This is a genomic window from Virgibacillus proomii, from assembly GCF_900162615.1.
Classification (GTDB): Bacteria; Bacillota; Bacilli; order Bacillales; family Amphibacillaceae; genus Virgibacillus; species Virgibacillus proomii.
Genome location: NZ_FUFN01000009.1, coordinates 435,551 through 452,578, shown reverse-complemented (window position 1 = coordinate 452,578; position 17,028 = coordinate 435,551). Strand labels below are relative to the sequence as shown.

General features: G+C 33.7%; 16 protein-coding genes and 1 pseudogene. 6 read left to right on the top strand and 11 right to left on the bottom strand.

The genetic code is table 11. The annotated features are described in order from the left end of the window. Positions 1 to 512: 512 nt before the first annotated feature. Positions 513 to 833 carry a hypothetical protein gene (locus tag BN1066_RS19760; RefSeq protein WP_143695736.1) on the bottom strand — a complete coding sequence of 107 codons (321 nt, stop codon included), beginning with the start codon at positions 831 to 833 and terminating at the stop codon, positions 513 to 515. Between the two features lie 342 nt (positions 834 to 1,175). Between BN1066_RS19760 and BN1066_RS04815 the strand changes: the two genes are divergently transcribed. The 5 genes and pseudogenes from BN1066_RS04815 (at position 1,176) to BN1066_RS04795 (ending at position 5,604) form a co-directional block, all read left to right on the top strand. Further along, positions 1,176 to 1,490: a hypothetical protein gene (locus BN1066_RS04815; protein WP_077318343.1), complete on the top strand. Its 315-nt coding sequence runs from the start codon at positions 1,176 to 1,178 to the stop codon at positions 1,488 to 1,490. Between the two features lie 5 nt (positions 1,491 to 1,495). Next, entirely contained in the window at positions 1,496 to 1,999 is a 504-nt protein-coding gene (locus BN1066_RS20610) for a DUF6973 domain-containing protein (protein ID WP_245799703.1), read from the top strand. Between the two features lie 727 nt (positions 2,000 to 2,726). Further along, entirely contained in the window at positions 2,727 to 4,445 is a 1,719-nt protein-coding gene (locus BN1066_RS04805; RefSeq protein ID WP_245799702.1) for an HNH endonuclease signature motif containing protein, read from the top strand. Between the two features lie 10 nt (positions 4,446 to 4,455). After that, positions 4,456 to 4,893, top strand: a complete 438-nt coding sequence (locus BN1066_RS04800; protein WP_077318342.1) for a YrhA family protein — start codon at positions 4,456 to 4,458, stop codon at positions 4,891 to 4,893. Between the two features lie 245 nt (positions 4,894 to 5,138). Continuing rightward, positions 5,139 to 5,604, top strand: a pseudogene (locus tag BN1066_RS04795) (DUF6985 domain-containing protein). Between the two features lie 674 nt (positions 5,605 to 6,278). Here BN1066_RS04795 and BN1066_RS04790 read toward each other — a convergent pair. From BN1066_RS04790 to BN1066_RS04770, 5 genes are all read right to left on the bottom strand, one after another. Next, entirely contained in the window at positions 6,279 to 6,830 is a 552-nt protein-coding gene (locus tag BN1066_RS04790; RefSeq protein WP_077318341.1) for a DUF4352 domain-containing protein, read from the bottom strand. Positions 6,831 to 6,847: 17 nt separating this feature from the next. Next, entirely contained in the window at positions 6,848 to 7,192 is a 345-nt protein-coding gene (locus BN1066_RS04785; protein ID WP_077318340.1) for a DUF4064 domain-containing protein, read from the bottom strand. 548 nt (positions 7,193 to 7,740) lie between these two features. Beyond that, a complete protein-coding gene (locus BN1066_RS04780) occupies positions 7,741 to 8,433 on the bottom strand; it encodes an excalibur calcium-binding domain-containing protein (RefSeq protein ID WP_179104290.1) in 693 nt (230 codons plus the stop codon). Positions 8,434 to 8,674: 241 nt separating this feature from the next. After that, positions 8,675 to 9,316, bottom strand: a complete 642-nt coding sequence (locus BN1066_RS04775; protein WP_077318338.1) for a hypothetical protein — start codon at positions 9,314 to 9,316, stop codon at positions 8,675 to 8,677. A 479-nt stretch (positions 9,317 to 9,795) separates the two neighbouring features. After that, a complete protein-coding gene (locus tag BN1066_RS04770) occupies positions 9,796 to 11,217 on the bottom strand; it encodes a carbon starvation CstA family protein (protein WP_077318337.1) in 1,422 nt (473 codons plus the stop codon). 421 nt (positions 11,218 to 11,638) lie between these two features. Between BN1066_RS04770 and BN1066_RS20110 the strand changes: the two genes are divergently transcribed. Next, the gene (locus BN1066_RS20110; protein WP_179104289.1) at positions 11,639 to 11,794 is read left to right on the top strand and encodes a hypothetical protein; all 156 of its coding nucleotides are present in this window, start codon (positions 11,639 to 11,641) and stop codon (positions 11,792 to 11,794) included. Positions 11,795 to 12,463: 669 nt separating this feature from the next. Here BN1066_RS20110 and BN1066_RS04765 read toward each other — a convergent pair. The 5 genes from BN1066_RS04765 to BN1066_RS04745 form a co-directional block, all read right to left on the bottom strand. After that, positions 12,464 to 12,655 (bottom strand): transposase, encoded by a 192-nt coding sequence (locus BN1066_RS04765; protein WP_425445272.1) that lies wholly within the window; start codon positions 12,653 to 12,655, stop codon positions 12,464 to 12,466. Positions 12,656 to 12,940: 285 nt separating this feature from the next. After that, the gene (locus tag BN1066_RS04760) at positions 12,941 to 13,951 is read right to left on the bottom strand and encodes an ABC transporter ATP-binding protein (protein ID WP_077318336.1); all 1,011 of its coding nucleotides are present in this window, start codon (positions 13,949 to 13,951) and stop codon (positions 12,941 to 12,943) included. Further along, positions 13,920 to 14,951, bottom strand: coding sequence for an ABC transporter ATP-binding protein (locus BN1066_RS04755; RefSeq protein WP_077318335.1), 1,032 nt, complete (start codon positions 14,949 to 14,951; stop codon positions 13,920 to 13,922). The genes BN1066_RS04760 and BN1066_RS04755 overlap by 32 nt, the downstream gene beginning before the upstream one ends. Positions 14,952 to 14,971: 20 nt before the next feature. After that, positions 14,972 to 15,892: an ABC transporter permease gene (locus BN1066_RS04750; protein ID WP_077318334.1), complete on the bottom strand. Its 921-nt coding sequence runs from the start codon at positions 15,890 to 15,892 to the stop codon at positions 14,972 to 14,974. Between the two features lie 16 nt (positions 15,893 to 15,908). Then, positions 15,909 to 16,811 carry an ABC transporter permease gene (locus tag BN1066_RS04745; protein WP_077318333.1) on the bottom strand — a complete coding sequence of 301 codons (903 nt, stop codon included), beginning with the start codon at positions 16,809 to 16,811 and terminating at the stop codon, positions 15,909 to 15,911. Positions 16,812 to 17,028 lie beyond the last annotated feature (217 nt).

Sequence of the window (17,028 nt, the reverse complement as noted above, 5' to 3'; positions counted from 1 at the left end):
AAATAACATAAAAATAACAATTTTTAAGAAATTAAGTTTGAAAGGGCGTCTTCGTATAAAGTTCTTACTTTTGCGAAAGCGTCCTTTTTCATTTTATTCGTTGTTACCGATGGTTTATATTTTGAACCAAGAAGTTACCAAAAAATGCTTCAGAAATATCTTTGCCTGATGGAATGTACAGACCTCCAAAAAATCCAGTAAAAGATACCAAACTGTTAAAAGTGGTGACACGGTTAGTGAATTAGCTGTTAAATATGGCAGCACCCAGAAACAAATTCAAAAGTGGAATAACCTTTCTAATCCAAATAAAACTTACGTTGGACAGAAATTGCAGGTTAAATAAAATAAGCGTCCCTCTCTTAGCTGAGGAGCTCCCAAGGTGGGATTCGAAAGTTATAAGCTTCCTATCTTTTTAGTTTGTCCAGATTGAGATTTTTATAAAAAACAATGATGAAATTAGTCGATTCCAAAATATTGACTAGATCCAACAAAAATGAATCCAAATCTATAGGTTAACCTGTTTTTAATTCGTAATTAATAACAATTTCTTTTTTGTTTAGGTAAATGACTAGTACTTCACTATCTATACGGATTAACCCCTGTTCTGAACCAAGATAATATTCCAATTCCTTATCATTCTCGTTTTCAGGTTTCCCAAGTAATGAGTATATTTCTCCCTTTGTCATTCCTTTTAATTTATAATCTTCTAGAAAGTCATCTATCATATACACTCTATCATTAGGTTTATTTAACCATTTTTCTGTATTAAATTGAGAATTATAATGATTAATTCCTAATAAAAGAATACAGAAAAAAGGTAGAAATATGCTCATGATAAGAATACGTTTAATTATTTTTTTTCTATTATTATTATGATTTGACTTTTTTAGTAAAAATAAAACCCAACATACCACCAAAACAAAGGGAAATAAAACGAAAAGCATATTTAAGAAACTATAGGTTAGGTGAAAATAAATAATAAAAAGAAATAACCCAATGTATGCTAAAATGTAAAATAATATATGCAAACTTAAAAAAATACTAATCTTTCGTTTATTAGTCATAGTAAACCCTTTTATTTGTAAAAAAATACATTATTTTAAATTGTTTATATTAAATTGTATGTTAATTATACATAACAGTAAAAAAATATCAATATTAAGGGGGATCTTGCTGTGAAGAAAAGATTAGTTTTATTAAGCGTTATTTTAGCAACTACTATTTTTGTGTCATCACCCGCATCGGCTTCCACAACCTCAGAAGATCTTAAACCATACAACTATGAAAATGTTATGGACTCCTATTTTTCTAACATCCCAGAAAAAGTAAAAAATATCGACGTCAATGAAGTAGAAAAAGAGAGTAAAGAATATTTAACAGATAAAGAAATTACTAAAACCACTCCAGAAATGTTAACCAAAATAAATGATAAGATTGAAAATAATCCAGATATGGATACATACACAGAACATGAGGCTAAGAATTCGTAGCTAAATTGATAAAGGAAAGTATAAATAAAGAAAAGCAGCCTAGATATGGATTGTCGGCTTATATTCCTGGATATAAAAACTTAAATTCTGCTGAAAAAAAGCTTGCTAAAAAACATCCAACTGAATTTGTAAAGTATACAGATGCAGCACTTGAGGCTAAAAAAGAATCTGAAAAATATTATGGTAAATCTCAATTATATCAAGGCAACGGTGATGCTTTTAGACATGCTTTTTGGAACGCTAGAATTGTTCAAAAATTTAATGGTCCTGTTATGGATAGAGTAACCAGAGCTCAGGTTTGGACTAATGCTCATGAAGCAACTTCTTCTGGAATTGATAAGGAAATGGATTTAATTAATAATGAAAAAGGACGTTATCATGCTTATCTAAATCTTTCTGATATTAGATCTAAAGTGAGTAGAGACTTGAGAAAAAAGGTAGCTAATGGAGTAATGGTAAGAATTGTTAACGGTAAATTAATGGCTACAAGTAGATATACGGGAAAATAAATTTATTAAACTATAAAAGGAGATCTTCTTAAAAATAACTAAACAAATAGATTATAAGATGAGGAAATGTTCATTGATTATATAACAAAACTTTTTAATGATATTATACCGTTAGTATAAAAATAATCGCAATCTATGAATATACGAATAATTATTGAACACCCTTATTCATAGATTATCGCCATTTAATTTATCCTAATGTTAAATATATTAAATCATCAACTTAACGGTTTTATTTTTAATATTATAGTATAAATAAGAAAAGAAGCCCTCTATTTATGGAGGGCTAAGCTTATTTAAACAACTTCTTTATTAGTTTGAATAAATCAAATGTCGTTTTATTATTATTGCCTTTTTAGGATTACGTACCCATCCATATCCTCAGCAGGTCAAATAACCCAGTCAACTGCCCTGGCATTATTCTTTCCACAACAAAACCACCTCCCTATGACCATAATCGAAATGAGTTACAAAAAGGTAGCATTATTCAAGATTATTTTTAGGATAAAAGATCTATCTAAAATTTACGTAGTTAAAAATATTCATTTAAAACTGGGAAAAATGATGCATGGTGAATGGATGAATTTAACATTATGATTTATATAGAGATAAATGCTCTTTAAACAGAAGCAACTAAACGTTCTAGTGATTGAAAAATTAGAAAACAGCATATAATTCTAGCATTAAAGGGGTGAAGGGAAAGAGCTAATTATGAGGGGGATGGTTCGTGAAGCGGGACTTACAAATCAATTATGGGGTATTGGATGATATTATAAGAGAACTACATACATACAAGCATGCTCTGGTAAAAATGAATGATTCCCTGGATAAGGTTTCTACATTTATTCAAACCAACAAGGGAAAAAGTGTCGAGGCATGGGATCAAAATATTGATACTTCTAGGGATAAAATCGAAAAATACGAAACACAAATTAATGACTTGTTGTCATTATTTGAAAACTATGTACAAGACACGACGGCTTACATATCTCCTATTTCCAGAAACCAGATGATGCGGGTAGACAGAAATGATATATGGGCGAATCTCAAGCAAATAGACAAGGGCATGGAAAGAAACGTGCTTAAGGCATTGAACCGAAGTTATCAGACACCTTCATCTTTTTCGAGCTTGTTGGAAGATCCAACCGATTCGGAAAAGGATGCAAGCGAGAGTAATAGAAGGAATATGGAACGAATCCAGGAAAGCATTCGATCAACAATAACAAAACTTCAAAACAACATGGATGACTTGTGGGAGCTGTATAACACAAAGATAAAACGGTTTGAAAATGTTGATGACGCTTATAATGATTTAGCTGGAAATGTAAAGAAGAAATATACGAACTTCTTTGAAGGAGTACAGGATATTGCCGATAGTATAAACAAAGGTGTGGACAATCTCGTAAAAGGGTTGGCACATAGCATAGCTGGGTTAGTTGAAGGGTTAGTAACGGTTGCGATGGATGTAGGTGTTGTTGGAACATCAGGTATTATTCCTGATTCCATTGAACCAGCTTGGTTAAAGGAAAAAGCAGATCAAACGGTTGATAATTATAAGCAAGCTATGATACAACTTTTACAAGACCCTATACGTGTGGCGGAATCCGCTGCACAGTCTTTTACCGATACAATTGAACAAGAAGGAATTATGTATGTAACCGGTGCTGCCCTGCCCTCTTTAATTCCAAGCGCTTTGTCTGTCAAAGGAGTAAAAGGGGTTTCTAAATTAGGAAGCGGGGGAAAATTGCCAAAGCTGACTGGCGGGAAACCATACAGTAAAAGATATTTTCAAGAGAAGGTAAATGCAGGTAAAGTAGCACTATCTAAGGTGAGAATGCCTGTGTTCTATCGAGAGCAACTTTCGACAGGATATTCTACAATTCCGATGATTGGGGTTGGCTCAAAGCCTCTTGGTGAAATTCGCCCGCATATGTTTTCTTTAAAGAATGGCGGGGGAAGCTCGCAAAAAGAGGTTGAGGTTAAGGGTACACGTAAAGGTACTGAGCACGTAGGTAGGTTAAAAGGAAAAGAAGTTTTATTAAAGAATATCATGGAAAAAGAAATAACCTATACTAAACGTGATCGACAAGAATTTAAACAATTAAGAAATAAATTTAATAGTTCTGTGAGAAAAAACTTTTTACAAGATTTAGTGAATGATGAGAAAAAAGTCAAACAACTATTTGATGCCGGTTTAACGGAAACCGATATCAAAAATTTAAAAAATGGGTTAGTACCAGATGGATATCAGGTTCATCATAAACTGCCTTTAGATGATGGAGGCACAAATGATTTTGAAAATTTAATTTTAATTAAAAATGACCCATATCATAAAGTTTTAACTAATTCACAAAGGGATTTAACTAAAGGTTTGAAAGTCGGAGATTCAATTAATATAAATTGGCCACTTCCCGAAGGATTTATATATCCTACTACTAAAAAATAGAGGTGAGAGCATGATTTTAGATTTATTAGTTGAGATTGAAAAAATTAAAAACCAAGATGGAAAGTCAATTATGTTTCCTGCGAGCGATAAAAATATTCAAACTATAAAAGAATGGATTGCAATAAACGTGAATGGAAATGTATCTATAAGAGAATACGAAGATTTATTAAAAATAGTAAATGGATTAGAATTTAATGGGCTTGTTATCTATAATGCAAATCTTGATGATGAAAATAATGGCTTTATTGGGGCAAATGAAATTTGGCAAGAAAGTGAGTGGGAAAGTAATTATTTGTTTTTTGGAGATTCAAATATTTCATGGTATTGCCTAGATATAGACAATAATGTATTCCTTGAACTCGATAAGCCAAGTGGGGATATAGTGGAGGAATATAATAGTTTTCAAGAAATGATCAACGAAGCTATTAAGAGTGTTTTATACAATTGAAACTCTACTTATTTGCAGATTTTTAATTGTAAATTTCCTATGAAATAAGGTATATAAGGTAATACTTCTGACCTTCAATCCACACCACACTGATTTTAAATCCTGCCGCCAGATGTAGGGGGACAAATATACTATATTATAAAGCAGAGTGAAAAAAACATAGAACGCCTTATATGACTAATTTCTATTTTTTTAAACCGTTAAAAATATGTACTAAAAAGTAAACAAAGAGAGGAGATTATAAAATGACTATAAACGATTCAATTTTTGGTGAACTTGTGTATGATTATGGTTGGTCAAGAGTCATAACTATTGATTTCTTTAGAAATGAAACAGAAATAGATTTACTAATAGATGGTGAAGAGGATGGCAGTTTGATGAAGGCCAATATACTGCATACCAATTATTGGTGAAAATTGGTATGATTTACAACAAAGCCTATTGGATTCCATCTTGGAATATTACAAACAAAAGCGACATGAACTAGGCTATGATATTGAATTAAATGAAAATTACCCATTAGTTGAAACAACTAATCAAATGTTAAAAATGATAAGTTTAGATGGAATTGTTGTTCCATATGCGGATATTTTTGAAGCTCGACATATCGGAATTACATTTAATTGTACTTGGGATACAGAAAATGGACTAGGGCTTCGTCTATTAAATGAAAAAGTAACCGAGGTAAGTTACCATGATGTTGCAATTTAAATATCACTATTTAGTATATTATGTATTTTGGACATAAGTTAATATTAGACTCTTTAAGTTAGTTAAAAACTTTGATTAGCATAGCCTTTAAAGGATATTTTTTTAAAAAAAAATAATAAAATGAAATTCGACGAAAAACAATAGTTAAAGTGCATTTAAAAGAAATGAAGTAATGCGGAGAAACAATATCAATTATGGACGACATGATGTAATTCATGCACCCATAAACCTTGATATAGCAAGGCTTGAAGTGTTAGTCAGGTGATTTTGAAGGAGAATCTTACAGAAAAGAATAGACATCTTTTCGGTTGAATATCCTTTTTCATTTTTTATCTGTTACATATGTACAGATTCACAAGTAGTTCTATATCTTCATGTCCAACTCTTTTCATTAAATGTAACCTAGTAAATGCCAGCTGCAGTCATCATTAAATATGAGTATGTCTAAAAATAGAGATAATAGATTTTTTCGTTATTTTGTATATTATCATAACCAATTATTCTGGTTATGATATCCCTTTAGATATAAGGGTATCCATAGCCTCTTAAAAAAGTATAACTTCAATGAATTCTTCATTTCTTGAATAGGTATCCATAAATCACTCTTTTGGAGTGTACGTTCGGTTTAGGGTGTAAAGAAAAGGTGCACAATATATTTGTACACCTTTAGAAGATTATTGACTTAATTGATCAGATGGAATTTTCCAGATCGCTTTACCAGATTTGAACGGATCAGAAAAATGTAATTCATAGTTACCTGATTTTGGTACATCAAATGGGATTTCTCCCTTAAGTTTTCCGCCTGGCTCAATGGATCCATCAAACTGTCCCTTAGTGCCTTCAGTTAATATTGTAGTTGAATAAGAATAACCTTCAGCATCTTTTAATTCTACATTCATTATTGATGACATTACTTGTTCTTTATCAGTATTATTTTCTGCTGTGAGATTTACTACAACAAATTGTTCTTCTTGAGGTTGATCGAATTCGCCACCAGACTCAATTCTTGCTTCGTTTAATGTTATTTTTATGCCATCAAACTCTACTGTATCACCAATAGCAAGCTCTTGAGTTTCAGGCTTTTCTTTGCTCTTTTTTTCTGCTTTATTTTCGCCAGCTTCTTCTGCCTTATTATCTGCATCTGCCTTTTTTACTTCTGCTTCGCCACATGCTGCTAGCATAAAAGTTAATAATACAGCAAAAGATAAGCCTATTAACTTTTTCATAATAATTATCCCCCTAATTATGCAGCCTTTTTCTTTTCGTTATCTTTTTTAAAAACGCCCATTAGTCCAGCAATGCCTATCAAGATTGCCGAAATCAAATAGAACATAGAAATACTTATTAGACCGCCTATTGCTGAGATCAGTAATAATACGCCTCCGACTTTAGCCTTTGATTTGACTACAACTGAACCCACGATGGCTAATGCAGAAAATATAAAAGCTGCCCAACCTAGACCAATTACGTCACTTGTACCAGTATCGCTAAAGGCAGCGTCTACACCGCCGATGAATAATGCTAAGATTGCACCAATAAAACCAAAAATACCGCCAATTAGACCTAGCACAAATTCAGTAGTTCGCATGCAAACTCCCCCTTCCCATTTTGAATTTATGTAATCTATGCAAATGCATAGAAATTACCATCTTTTTTCTTAAACGTTTCCCATATCCTCTTTAAACGACGTAAATCTTCTTAAAAGGGATGATTTTTGGGAAACTAAGTTACGGAATGTAAGAATTAAAAAAAGGTTTAAGATGTTGGAAATAAAGGAGAAGGACGATTTTTTATTGGAGTTCGAGAAATAACGGGAAAAGGGTAATTTGATTTTGTTATTCAGCAATTGCGCTAAAAATTAAACAATTTTTCTATCATTACATAATAAGTTTATAGGGAAAGCTGGAACAGATGAATTGCTTTACTCTTAAATCCCCAATACTTCACTCGTCTTTTTTCTTTCAGAGATATTCATGATATTAAGTTGATTGGGATGTTTAATGTTTAAAAGCATATCTTCAGTTCTTGAATAGGGTGTACTCGAAATTTCTTTTTTTAGAATGTACGTTCGATTGGAGGGTTTAAGAGAAGGTGCGTGTAAACGCACCGAATTTTTAGCGACTAGGGAGTTAGAATTTATTCACAAGCTACTCCGTCGCCATCTCTATCTAAATGACTGCCATATCCAGGGTCGCCTCTCCTTACTGGAGCAGCTCCTGCTTGTCTAGCAGCATCACAATTTTTGTAGTAAACATTTGAGTTAGATGAGTTCGTACTGCTTGAACTAGAATTTGTCCCTGAACCGGTATTTTTACTTGCAGAGTTATTTGATTTTGAGTTTGATGTTTTCGTCTCTGATAATTCAGTATTTAGGTTATCAACTTTGTTTTGTAACGTAGAGTTTTTTTCTTCTAAGTTGCTGATTTTTTCATTTAGAGATTCTTTTTTAGAATTAAAGTCTGTTCGCTCTTCTTCAAACAAAGCTATTTCTTCCTCATACTCCGTAATTTTATCTGTAGTATTTTCAAGCTTAGTTTCAAGTTCATCAATTTCTTTTTGAAGGTTTTTATTTTCAATCTTTAAAGAATCATTTTTAGTCGATAGTTTTTCATTGTCTTCAAGAGCAGCATTTAGTTTCTCTTGATCAGTTGTATCAGTAAAAGCACTTCCAATTGACAAAAGTAGAAAGCCACCAAACAATGTTGGATAGAATAATTTTTTCGAGAGTACTTTCTCTTTATTTTTTCTTTTTTTGACTAAATGAATAATAAGATAAAGAATTGAAAAAATGAATGTGAAAAATCCCATTAGTAAAAAGAAATCAGCCATCATTATCCCCTTTTTTCTTCTAAAACAACATAAATGTTTTATTATTATTTAATATAGTGGTTTAAACTCACATAAGTAGTGGATATAGTCTTAGTTCTATTTTACTATTAAATGGTTAAAAATTTTTATTGCAACCTTATTTAGCGCTCCCTAAAAATGGTAACTATATCAAATTGGTTAAATCTTTACCTTGGAGCGATATTATCATTTTAAATATTTCCCAATGCTTATAAATTTACGATTAAAAACTTAAAGGTAATTCGATATCTTCACCAAGAGAATCAAGATTTTCATTTGAAGCACCATTGATGATTAACTTAATTTCCGAAATATCTTTAGCCGGTGTATCTAATGTAAAGATGACTTCTCCTTCTTTTTTTGTAGGTCCAAAAAAGTCTCCCCCAATATCTGCACTCAAAATTAATTCTGCTTCTACTTGATCTCCAGCATTTGTTGTTAGTGTGGCTTGATTTGGATGGAATGAAACTGTTTCTTCTGATGTATTTTCAACTTTCATCCCAATTGTAATAATGGTTAGTTTATCTTTGTTGTCAAACAATTCTTTGTAATTATCGCTAGGCTCAAGCGTAGCACTCTGTATGCCTGTTATCGTTAACTTCATTGGTCCGTTTTCTACAAGCTTATTCATATCCTTCTTTTTATTGGCAATCATGAGCTTACCGATTTCACTTTCGACCGTTTCTTCTTTGGAATCAGCCTCTTTTTTTTCTTTGTTTTTTGCTTTGTCTTTTTCCTCATCTTGGGTTGATGCATTATCATCAGCTTTTGCTGAATCTTTATCTTCTGATGACGATTCACTCCCGCATGCGGTAAGCACTAAAGACAAGACTAAGGCCAACATTAACATATAAAACTTCTTCAAACTAATTCTCCCCTTATTAAATTTATATTTATGTAATCTACGTAAAGACGTAGTAATTACCAACCCTCTGTTTAGATTTTTATGTATTTTTCGAGCTTATAAAGCATTTTATTTTTAGAATGTCCTTTATGCCCATACCTTAATTTAGCATAAGGATGCCACATTACATTGCTAGAGACTCAATTAGATAGGTTAATAGATAGTTTGCCAACGTGGAAAAAGCGCATTTTATACCTAGAATTCCTGTTAAATTGTTAAAATCAATGTAATCCTTTACAAAAAATGCTGTTATTTTCCAACACTATCTCATAATATCATATAAATTTTTTTCTTTCATGGAGAATGGAATATGTTTATGAAACCTTTGATACAAAGGGGGAAATATATTTTTTATAAAAAGGAAAGAAACACGAGTTGGAATAATTATCTATATTCATGAATAAAAGCCTGACGATACAAAAATCGGCAGGCTATAACTATTACAAATCAACTTTTAAGTTATTTGCTCTATTGGTTCGTGCTTTTTTAAAGAATAAGAACGTGAGTATCACGGTAAAGATTGCACCGATGATAAATGAAATATTTAAGTCTAAGCGGAAACCAATTTTTGCATTTAAAATATAGACAAATACCATATAACTCATAAAAATGGCTGGTATAATTGATACCATATAGTTCTTGCCCTTAACAAACAAATACATCGTTGCTATCCACAATGCTATTACTGCAGTTGCTTGGTTGGCCCAAGAAAAATAACGCCATAAAATATGAAAGTCAATTTTAGTTAAAATATAAGAAACAACAAATAATGGAATAGCAATTGCTAATCGATTAAATAATTTTTTCTGACCAATATTTAAATAATCGGCAATGATGGAGCGAGCAGCACGAAATGCAGTATCTCCTGAAGTAACTGGTAATACGATTGCTCCAAGCACTGCAACTGTCCCTGCAACAGCACCTAACAGTGTTATGGCGATTTCATTTACAGCAGCCGAGGCAGTACCAGTTGCAATGATTTCGTTTAACGTTTGCCCATCAAAAAGACTCATTGCAGCCGCTGCCCAAATCATAGCGATAATAGCTTCAGCAATCATCATACCATAAAAAATATAACGTCCTTGTGATTCCTTTTGTGTAGTTCTAGAAATAATCGGTGATTGTGTAGCATGAAAACCTGATAAGGCACCACAAGTAATTGTAAAAAATATCATTGGAATAACCGGTATATTACCCGGATGCATATTTGTTATCTTCAATTCCGGTATAGAATAATCTGAAAATAATAGAGAAATACCGATAGCTACAGTTCCAATTAACAAAATGGCGCCTAAGATAGGATAAATACGTCCAATAATCTTATCAATCGGCAAAACCGTTGATAGGAAGAAATAGAGGAATAAAGTACCTAAAATAATCGAGAAGGCAACCTTGCCGTCTAGTAATATATCAATTAAAGAAGCTGGCGTTGTAACGAAAACGGTTCCAACTAAAATTAATAATAATAAGGAAAACGCGTTTACAATATGTTTTGAAAATTGACCAAGAAATCTGCCAGCTAATTCAGGAATATGAGCTCCTTTATTCCGTATAGATATCATCCCCGTAAGATAATCATGAACTGCCCCAGCAAAAATGGAACCAATTACAATCCAGAGAAAAGCAACCGGACCAAATAATGCTCCCATTATGGGACCAAAAATTGGCCCCGTGCCTGCTATATTAAGTAATTGAATCATGGCATTCTTCTGTTTGCTCATTGGTACGTAGTCAACACCATCATGATTAGAGTAAGCTGGTGTAGCTCTCTCATCCGTTGGCCCAAACAACTTGTCAATAAACTTGCCGTATGTGAAATACGCAATAATTAATAAAATAATCGATACAATAAACGTAATCATACAGTGCCCCCCTTTGTTGTAAACTAATGAAAACGTTTACCTAATTAGTATATCTAGTTATGATAAATAATCAAGGTATTTTTCGACATTTAGTAATAAAAATGAACGAAAATGATTAGGGATAAATAATTAAATCTTTCACATGGCATTGATATTACAGTTATCCTGTAGTTTTATCTTTATGTCGACAAAAACAGTAAAATATTATTAACCCGGTAAAAGAGGCTAATAAATACAAGATATACAGATTTTTCAACCAGAAGTTAATAATGAACTGCGAATTATAAGTAAGTTTTTTTATTTCCCGACTTATTTTATTAAGCAAGGGATAGAAGAAGGGAGTGCTTTCTATAAAAGAAAAATACCCTGTTATGATCGAGGCAGAAGCATTTTATTTTCCTGAAGAGATAGGAGTTTTGTCATGGTTTTACAGGAACCGCTAAAAAGTATGTATGATCTTGGAAACCAGATTGCAGATCAAGAATATATCGTTTACGGATCGAGACTGACAGGATATGGTACACATTATGAAGATATGGAAAATGCTACATATCAGGAATGGATAAGGGATGTTTAAGGAGGACCTGAAAAGCTGAAGGAGTCCTGCTCTACTATTTTGTAGGTGGTTGGTCAATGGATGGGTGGTACGGTGGTACAATATACAGACTGAAAATCACTCAGATATCGCTAGTATATAAACAGTAAGATGCTTACGAAAAGTAAAATCTATTGTTCATTTTTTGAATATGGGTGCTTTAATACAATATTTGTTTTTAGAGCAAGGAAAAAGGCTCGGCGCTTGATGCTACGTGAAAATATCAAAACCAATTCATAGTGATAAAAAATCCCGAACTTATTCGTATTCTAACTGAAGAAATTCGAATCAAGTTCGGATTTTCATTAACTAAAACACTTTTATCCCAATCTTTTTCTTACGATTAGTCAAGTCTAAAATCATAAATCAGGTTTAATTTATGTTATCTGTTTTTGAGCATAAGAAATAAACCTCAGGCTTCGATTTTTTAACGGAGGGGATTTGTGCAGTATAATATTATTATAATTATTGGTCCGTATGAGTTATGCACTTTCTATTGTTCCTGACCATCGAATATATAACATTTTAGTAGCTTGTTTATACAAGCTACCGTGGCAACCTTATCCTTTTTGGAGTTAGGTTGCTTTTTAAATTTATAATAATAATTAACAATATATTCAGTGCTACTTTTTAATCACGAATCCCGAATAATTAGATATAAGATTTTCCTTCCTTTTGGATTTCCCCGTTTATTGATGTGATCTTATCCTTATACTTCACGGATTGGTATCTTCGAATATCGATACCAATAAATGCGTTGGTTTTTTTATGATTCGAAAAGCGAGAATGGTCACCAAATTCACCAAGGAAAAGTGCTACGCTAATCTCACCGATCCCCGCGATGCATATGAGTAGATCAAACTCCGAAAGCTTTTTTTCGTTCGCAATTTAATCGATCAGAAATTCTTCTTTCTACTCCAATAGATGAAGTAGTTGCCGTGTATAGTATTGAACTTTTTGAGTTTGAACACTGTTTGAAGAAACACCGGAACAAGAATTCTTCAGGTATTCTATAATTTGACTTGTCTTTGCTTAGAAGGATTGATAATAACAACATATACCATTATTAGTGAAAATTTTACAAGAAGGTCCAACCTGAAAAAGCTGGGCCTTCTTCCTTTAAACTACTTATTTTGGTTGTAGTTCACCTGAAATAATTTTTTCAATATGGTGACAAGCTGCTCGATGTCCTTGGTTCGTATGATCTAAATTCCTTAATTCAGGTACTTGTTTTTTACAAATATCGGTTGCAAACGGACATCTCGTATGGAATCTGCATCCTGTTGGCGGGTTGATTGGAGAAGGTACATCTCCTTTTAGTATAATCCGTTCTTTTTTCCTCTCTGGATCAGGGGAAGGAATAGCTGATAATAGAGCCTTTGTATATGGGTGCTGAGGATTTTCAAAAAGTGATTTTTTGTCAGCAATCTCTACAATTTTTCCTAAATACATAACAATAATTCGATCAGAAATGTGACGAACAACACCAAGATCATGTGCGATAAATAAGAAGGTCAAATTAAATTCTCTTTGTAGGTTTTTTAGTAAATTCAATACTTGTGCCTGCACAGATACGTCTAATGCTGAAACAGCTTCGTCACAAATAATCAGCTTTGGATCTACAGATAAAGCACGGGCGATACCGATACGTTGACGCTGTCCACCAGAAAACTCATGTGGGTAACGATCAATCTGCTGTGCATTTAGTCCAACAGTTTCCAACAGTTCAACGGCTCGCTCGCGTCTCTTTCCTTTAGGAATAACGTTTTGAATGGCCATTGCTTCTGTTAAAATTTGCCCGATAGTTTGCCGTGGATTTAAAGAAGCATAAGGATCTTGGAAAATGACTTGTAGGTCTTTTCGCTTTTTTCGCATTTGACTTTTATTTAGAGCTAACAGATCGCCTCCGTCAAACTCAATTTTTCCAGCAGTAGGCTCATCTAAACGAAGAATAGCTCGTCCTGTAGTTGATTTACCACAGCCGGATTCTCCTACAACACTTAAGGTTTCACCTTCGTATATTTCAAATGAAACATCATCTACAGCCTTCACATAATTTACGGTTCTACCTAAAAAGCCACCCTTAATCGGGAAATATTGCTTTAAATTAGTTACTTTCAGCAGCTCTTTTTGGGCCATTTGTCTTCACCTCCGGATCGCCATCCCAACGGTCAGTATAAATCCAACAACGGACTTCACTTTCGCCTTCAATATGGTCAAGTGATGGTAATTCTTCTGCACAAAGATCAGTTGCAAATGGACATCTTGGTGCAAATCTACAGCCTTTAGGCATTTCTGTTGGGCTAGGAACAGTTCCTTTAATAGGCTCTAACTCATCTACATCAATATCATGGCGCGGGATGGATTTTAATAGTCCAATCGTGTATGGATGTCTTGGGTTTTTAAATAAAGATTTAACATCCTGATATTCTACTACCTTGCCACAGTACATCACTGCTACATAGTCACAAGTTTCTGCAACCACCCCAAGGTCATGCGTGATCATAATAACCGACATACCTAGTCTATCTTGCAAATCATTAATTAACTCAAGTATTTGGGCTTGGATCGTTACATCCAGTGCCGTTGTTGGCTCGTCAGCAATAAGCAGGTCTGGATTACAGGCTAATGCCATGGCAATCATGACCCTTTGCCTCATCCCGCCAGATAGCTCATGTGGATATTGTTTAACACGACTTTCTGGTGAAGGGATTCCCACTAACTTTAAAAGCTCAATTGCCTTTTGTGTTCCCTTCTCTTTTCCTAAACCTTGGTGAACTTTCAACGTTTCACGAATTTGTTGTCCGATGGTATAAACAGGATTTAACGAAGTCATTGGTTCCTGAAATATCATGGAAATTTCGTTACCACGTATATTACGTATTTCTTTATCAGATAATTTCGTTAAATCTCGTCCTTTAAAAATAATTTCCCCGCCGGTAACTTTTCCGGGGTGATCTAATAATCGGAGGATGGATAATGCCGTAATACTTTTACCGGAACCTGATTCCCCTACAATGCCGATCGTTTTCCCTTTTGGTAATTTAAATGATACTCCGTCAACGGCCTTGATTTCAAAATCATCTACAAAGAATGAGGTTCTTAAATCCTTTATTTCTAAAATATTTTCTTCGCTCACCCTATTTCACCTCTTTTCTATTAATCTAAATCAATTCGTTTGTTTAAGTATTTATAAGAAACATCGACAATTAAATTAACAAATACGAAGACAACAGAGATAATTAATACAGCGCCTTGGACAACTGGAAAATCACGTGCCAAAATACGGTCAACAATTAATTTTCCCATACCATTAATAGCAAACACGGATTCTGTTAATACAGCACCGCCTAGCAAGCTTCCAAATTGTAGACCAATAACTGTTACAACAGGAATCAATGCATTTTTCAGAGCATGTCGATAAATAACGACTTTTTCTTTTAAACCTTTTGCTCGTGCTGTACGAATGTAGTCTTGGGAAATAACATCTAACATGCTGGAACGTGTCATTCTGGCGATAACGGCAGCTCCCATTGTTCCTAAGGTGATCACCGGTAAAATAAGTTGCTCTGGTGATCCCCAACCAGTCGGCGGAAGCCACCCTAACTTAATCGAAAACCATTGCATCAACATTAATCCAAACCAGAAGTTAGGCATCGATAATCCAAATAGAGCGACTAACATAATCGCTACATCCGAAAACGAATACTGTCTAACTGCGGATATAATCCCCGCAAATAAACCTAAAACGATACTGAAAATCGTACTGTAAACGGCTAATTCAAATGTCACCCAAAACTTTGGCCATAACTCTTCACTAACTGGCAAGCTTGTTCTCCAGGAACTTCCAAAATCTAACATAGCGGCATTTTTAACAAAGTTAAAATATTGAACTGGGATTGGATCATTTAAACCTAAACGCTCTTCAATCTGCTCAACAGTACTTTCTGGCGCGCTCTCACCAGCAATAATATGTGCAGGATTTCCCGGAGACAGGTGCATAAGGGAGAATACAAGAATAGTAACACCTATTAAAACAGGGATCAGCTGTAATAGACGACGCACAATAAATTGAAACACGGTTTGCACCTACTTCCTATTTTTTTGTTTTTGGATCTAACGCATCACGTAATCCATCGCCAAATATATTGAAGGCTAGGACAATTAGCATTATTGCCAACCCTGGGAATAAGGCTATATGACCAGCTTCCCACATAAAGTCGCGCCCATCACTTAACAGTGCGCCTAACTCAGGTGACGGTGGCTGAGCCCCCATTCCTAAAAACGAAAGACCACTTGCAGAAAGCACTGAAGTAGCAATGAACAGGCTGCCTTGTACGATAATTGGCGATAAAATATTAGGAAAAATATGCTTGAATATAATTCTCGCATCGGACGCGCCCAATGCTTTCATCGCATCAATATATTCAAGGTTCCTTGTCGCCAACGTAGACCCTCTAACAATTCGTGCAAATGTCGGTATAGCAAAAATAGCGACAGCAATGATAACATTTTGTAAGTTTGCTCCTAATATACTGATTAAAGCCAATGCTAGTAAAATACCAGGAAAAGCTAACAAAATGTCCATGATTCGCATAATAATAGTATCTAATTTTCCACCGTAATATCCTGAAATAATTCCTAAAAAAATACCTACTATACCACCTAAGATAGTAGCTGTAAAGCCAATACCCATTGTAATACCTAGCCCATGAATAACCCTTGTAAAGATATCTCTACCGTGGTGATCTGTTCCGAACCAGTGTTCTGCTGAAGGAGTTGCAAATTTAACCCCATAGTTGACAGCGTTTGGGTTTTGAGAAGTTAAATGTGGACCTATCAAAGCGATGATTACTAAAGCGATAATTAAGTAGCCACCTACTAGTGCACTTTTATTTTTCCTTAATTTACTATAGAAATCTTTCAGCGAACGCATGAAAGGACTATCCACCTTTTTTGGTTTTAAGTTCGTGTTGTCGTTTGCTTGTATAGCACTCATGTTGTAACCTCCTTATCTGTAAAAATATGTAGAATTTTTTGCTAAAAATCTGATATCTTGTAAGATATTACACAGTAATGTGGAAAATTGTCATACTATTTATAGTACAATTAAACTAGTTATAATTCAATACGAGATATTGAATTAATAGTAAACTAAATATTCAAGTGAATAATTTCACGCGCAAATATTCTTGCTATTTCGTAAAAGATCGTTT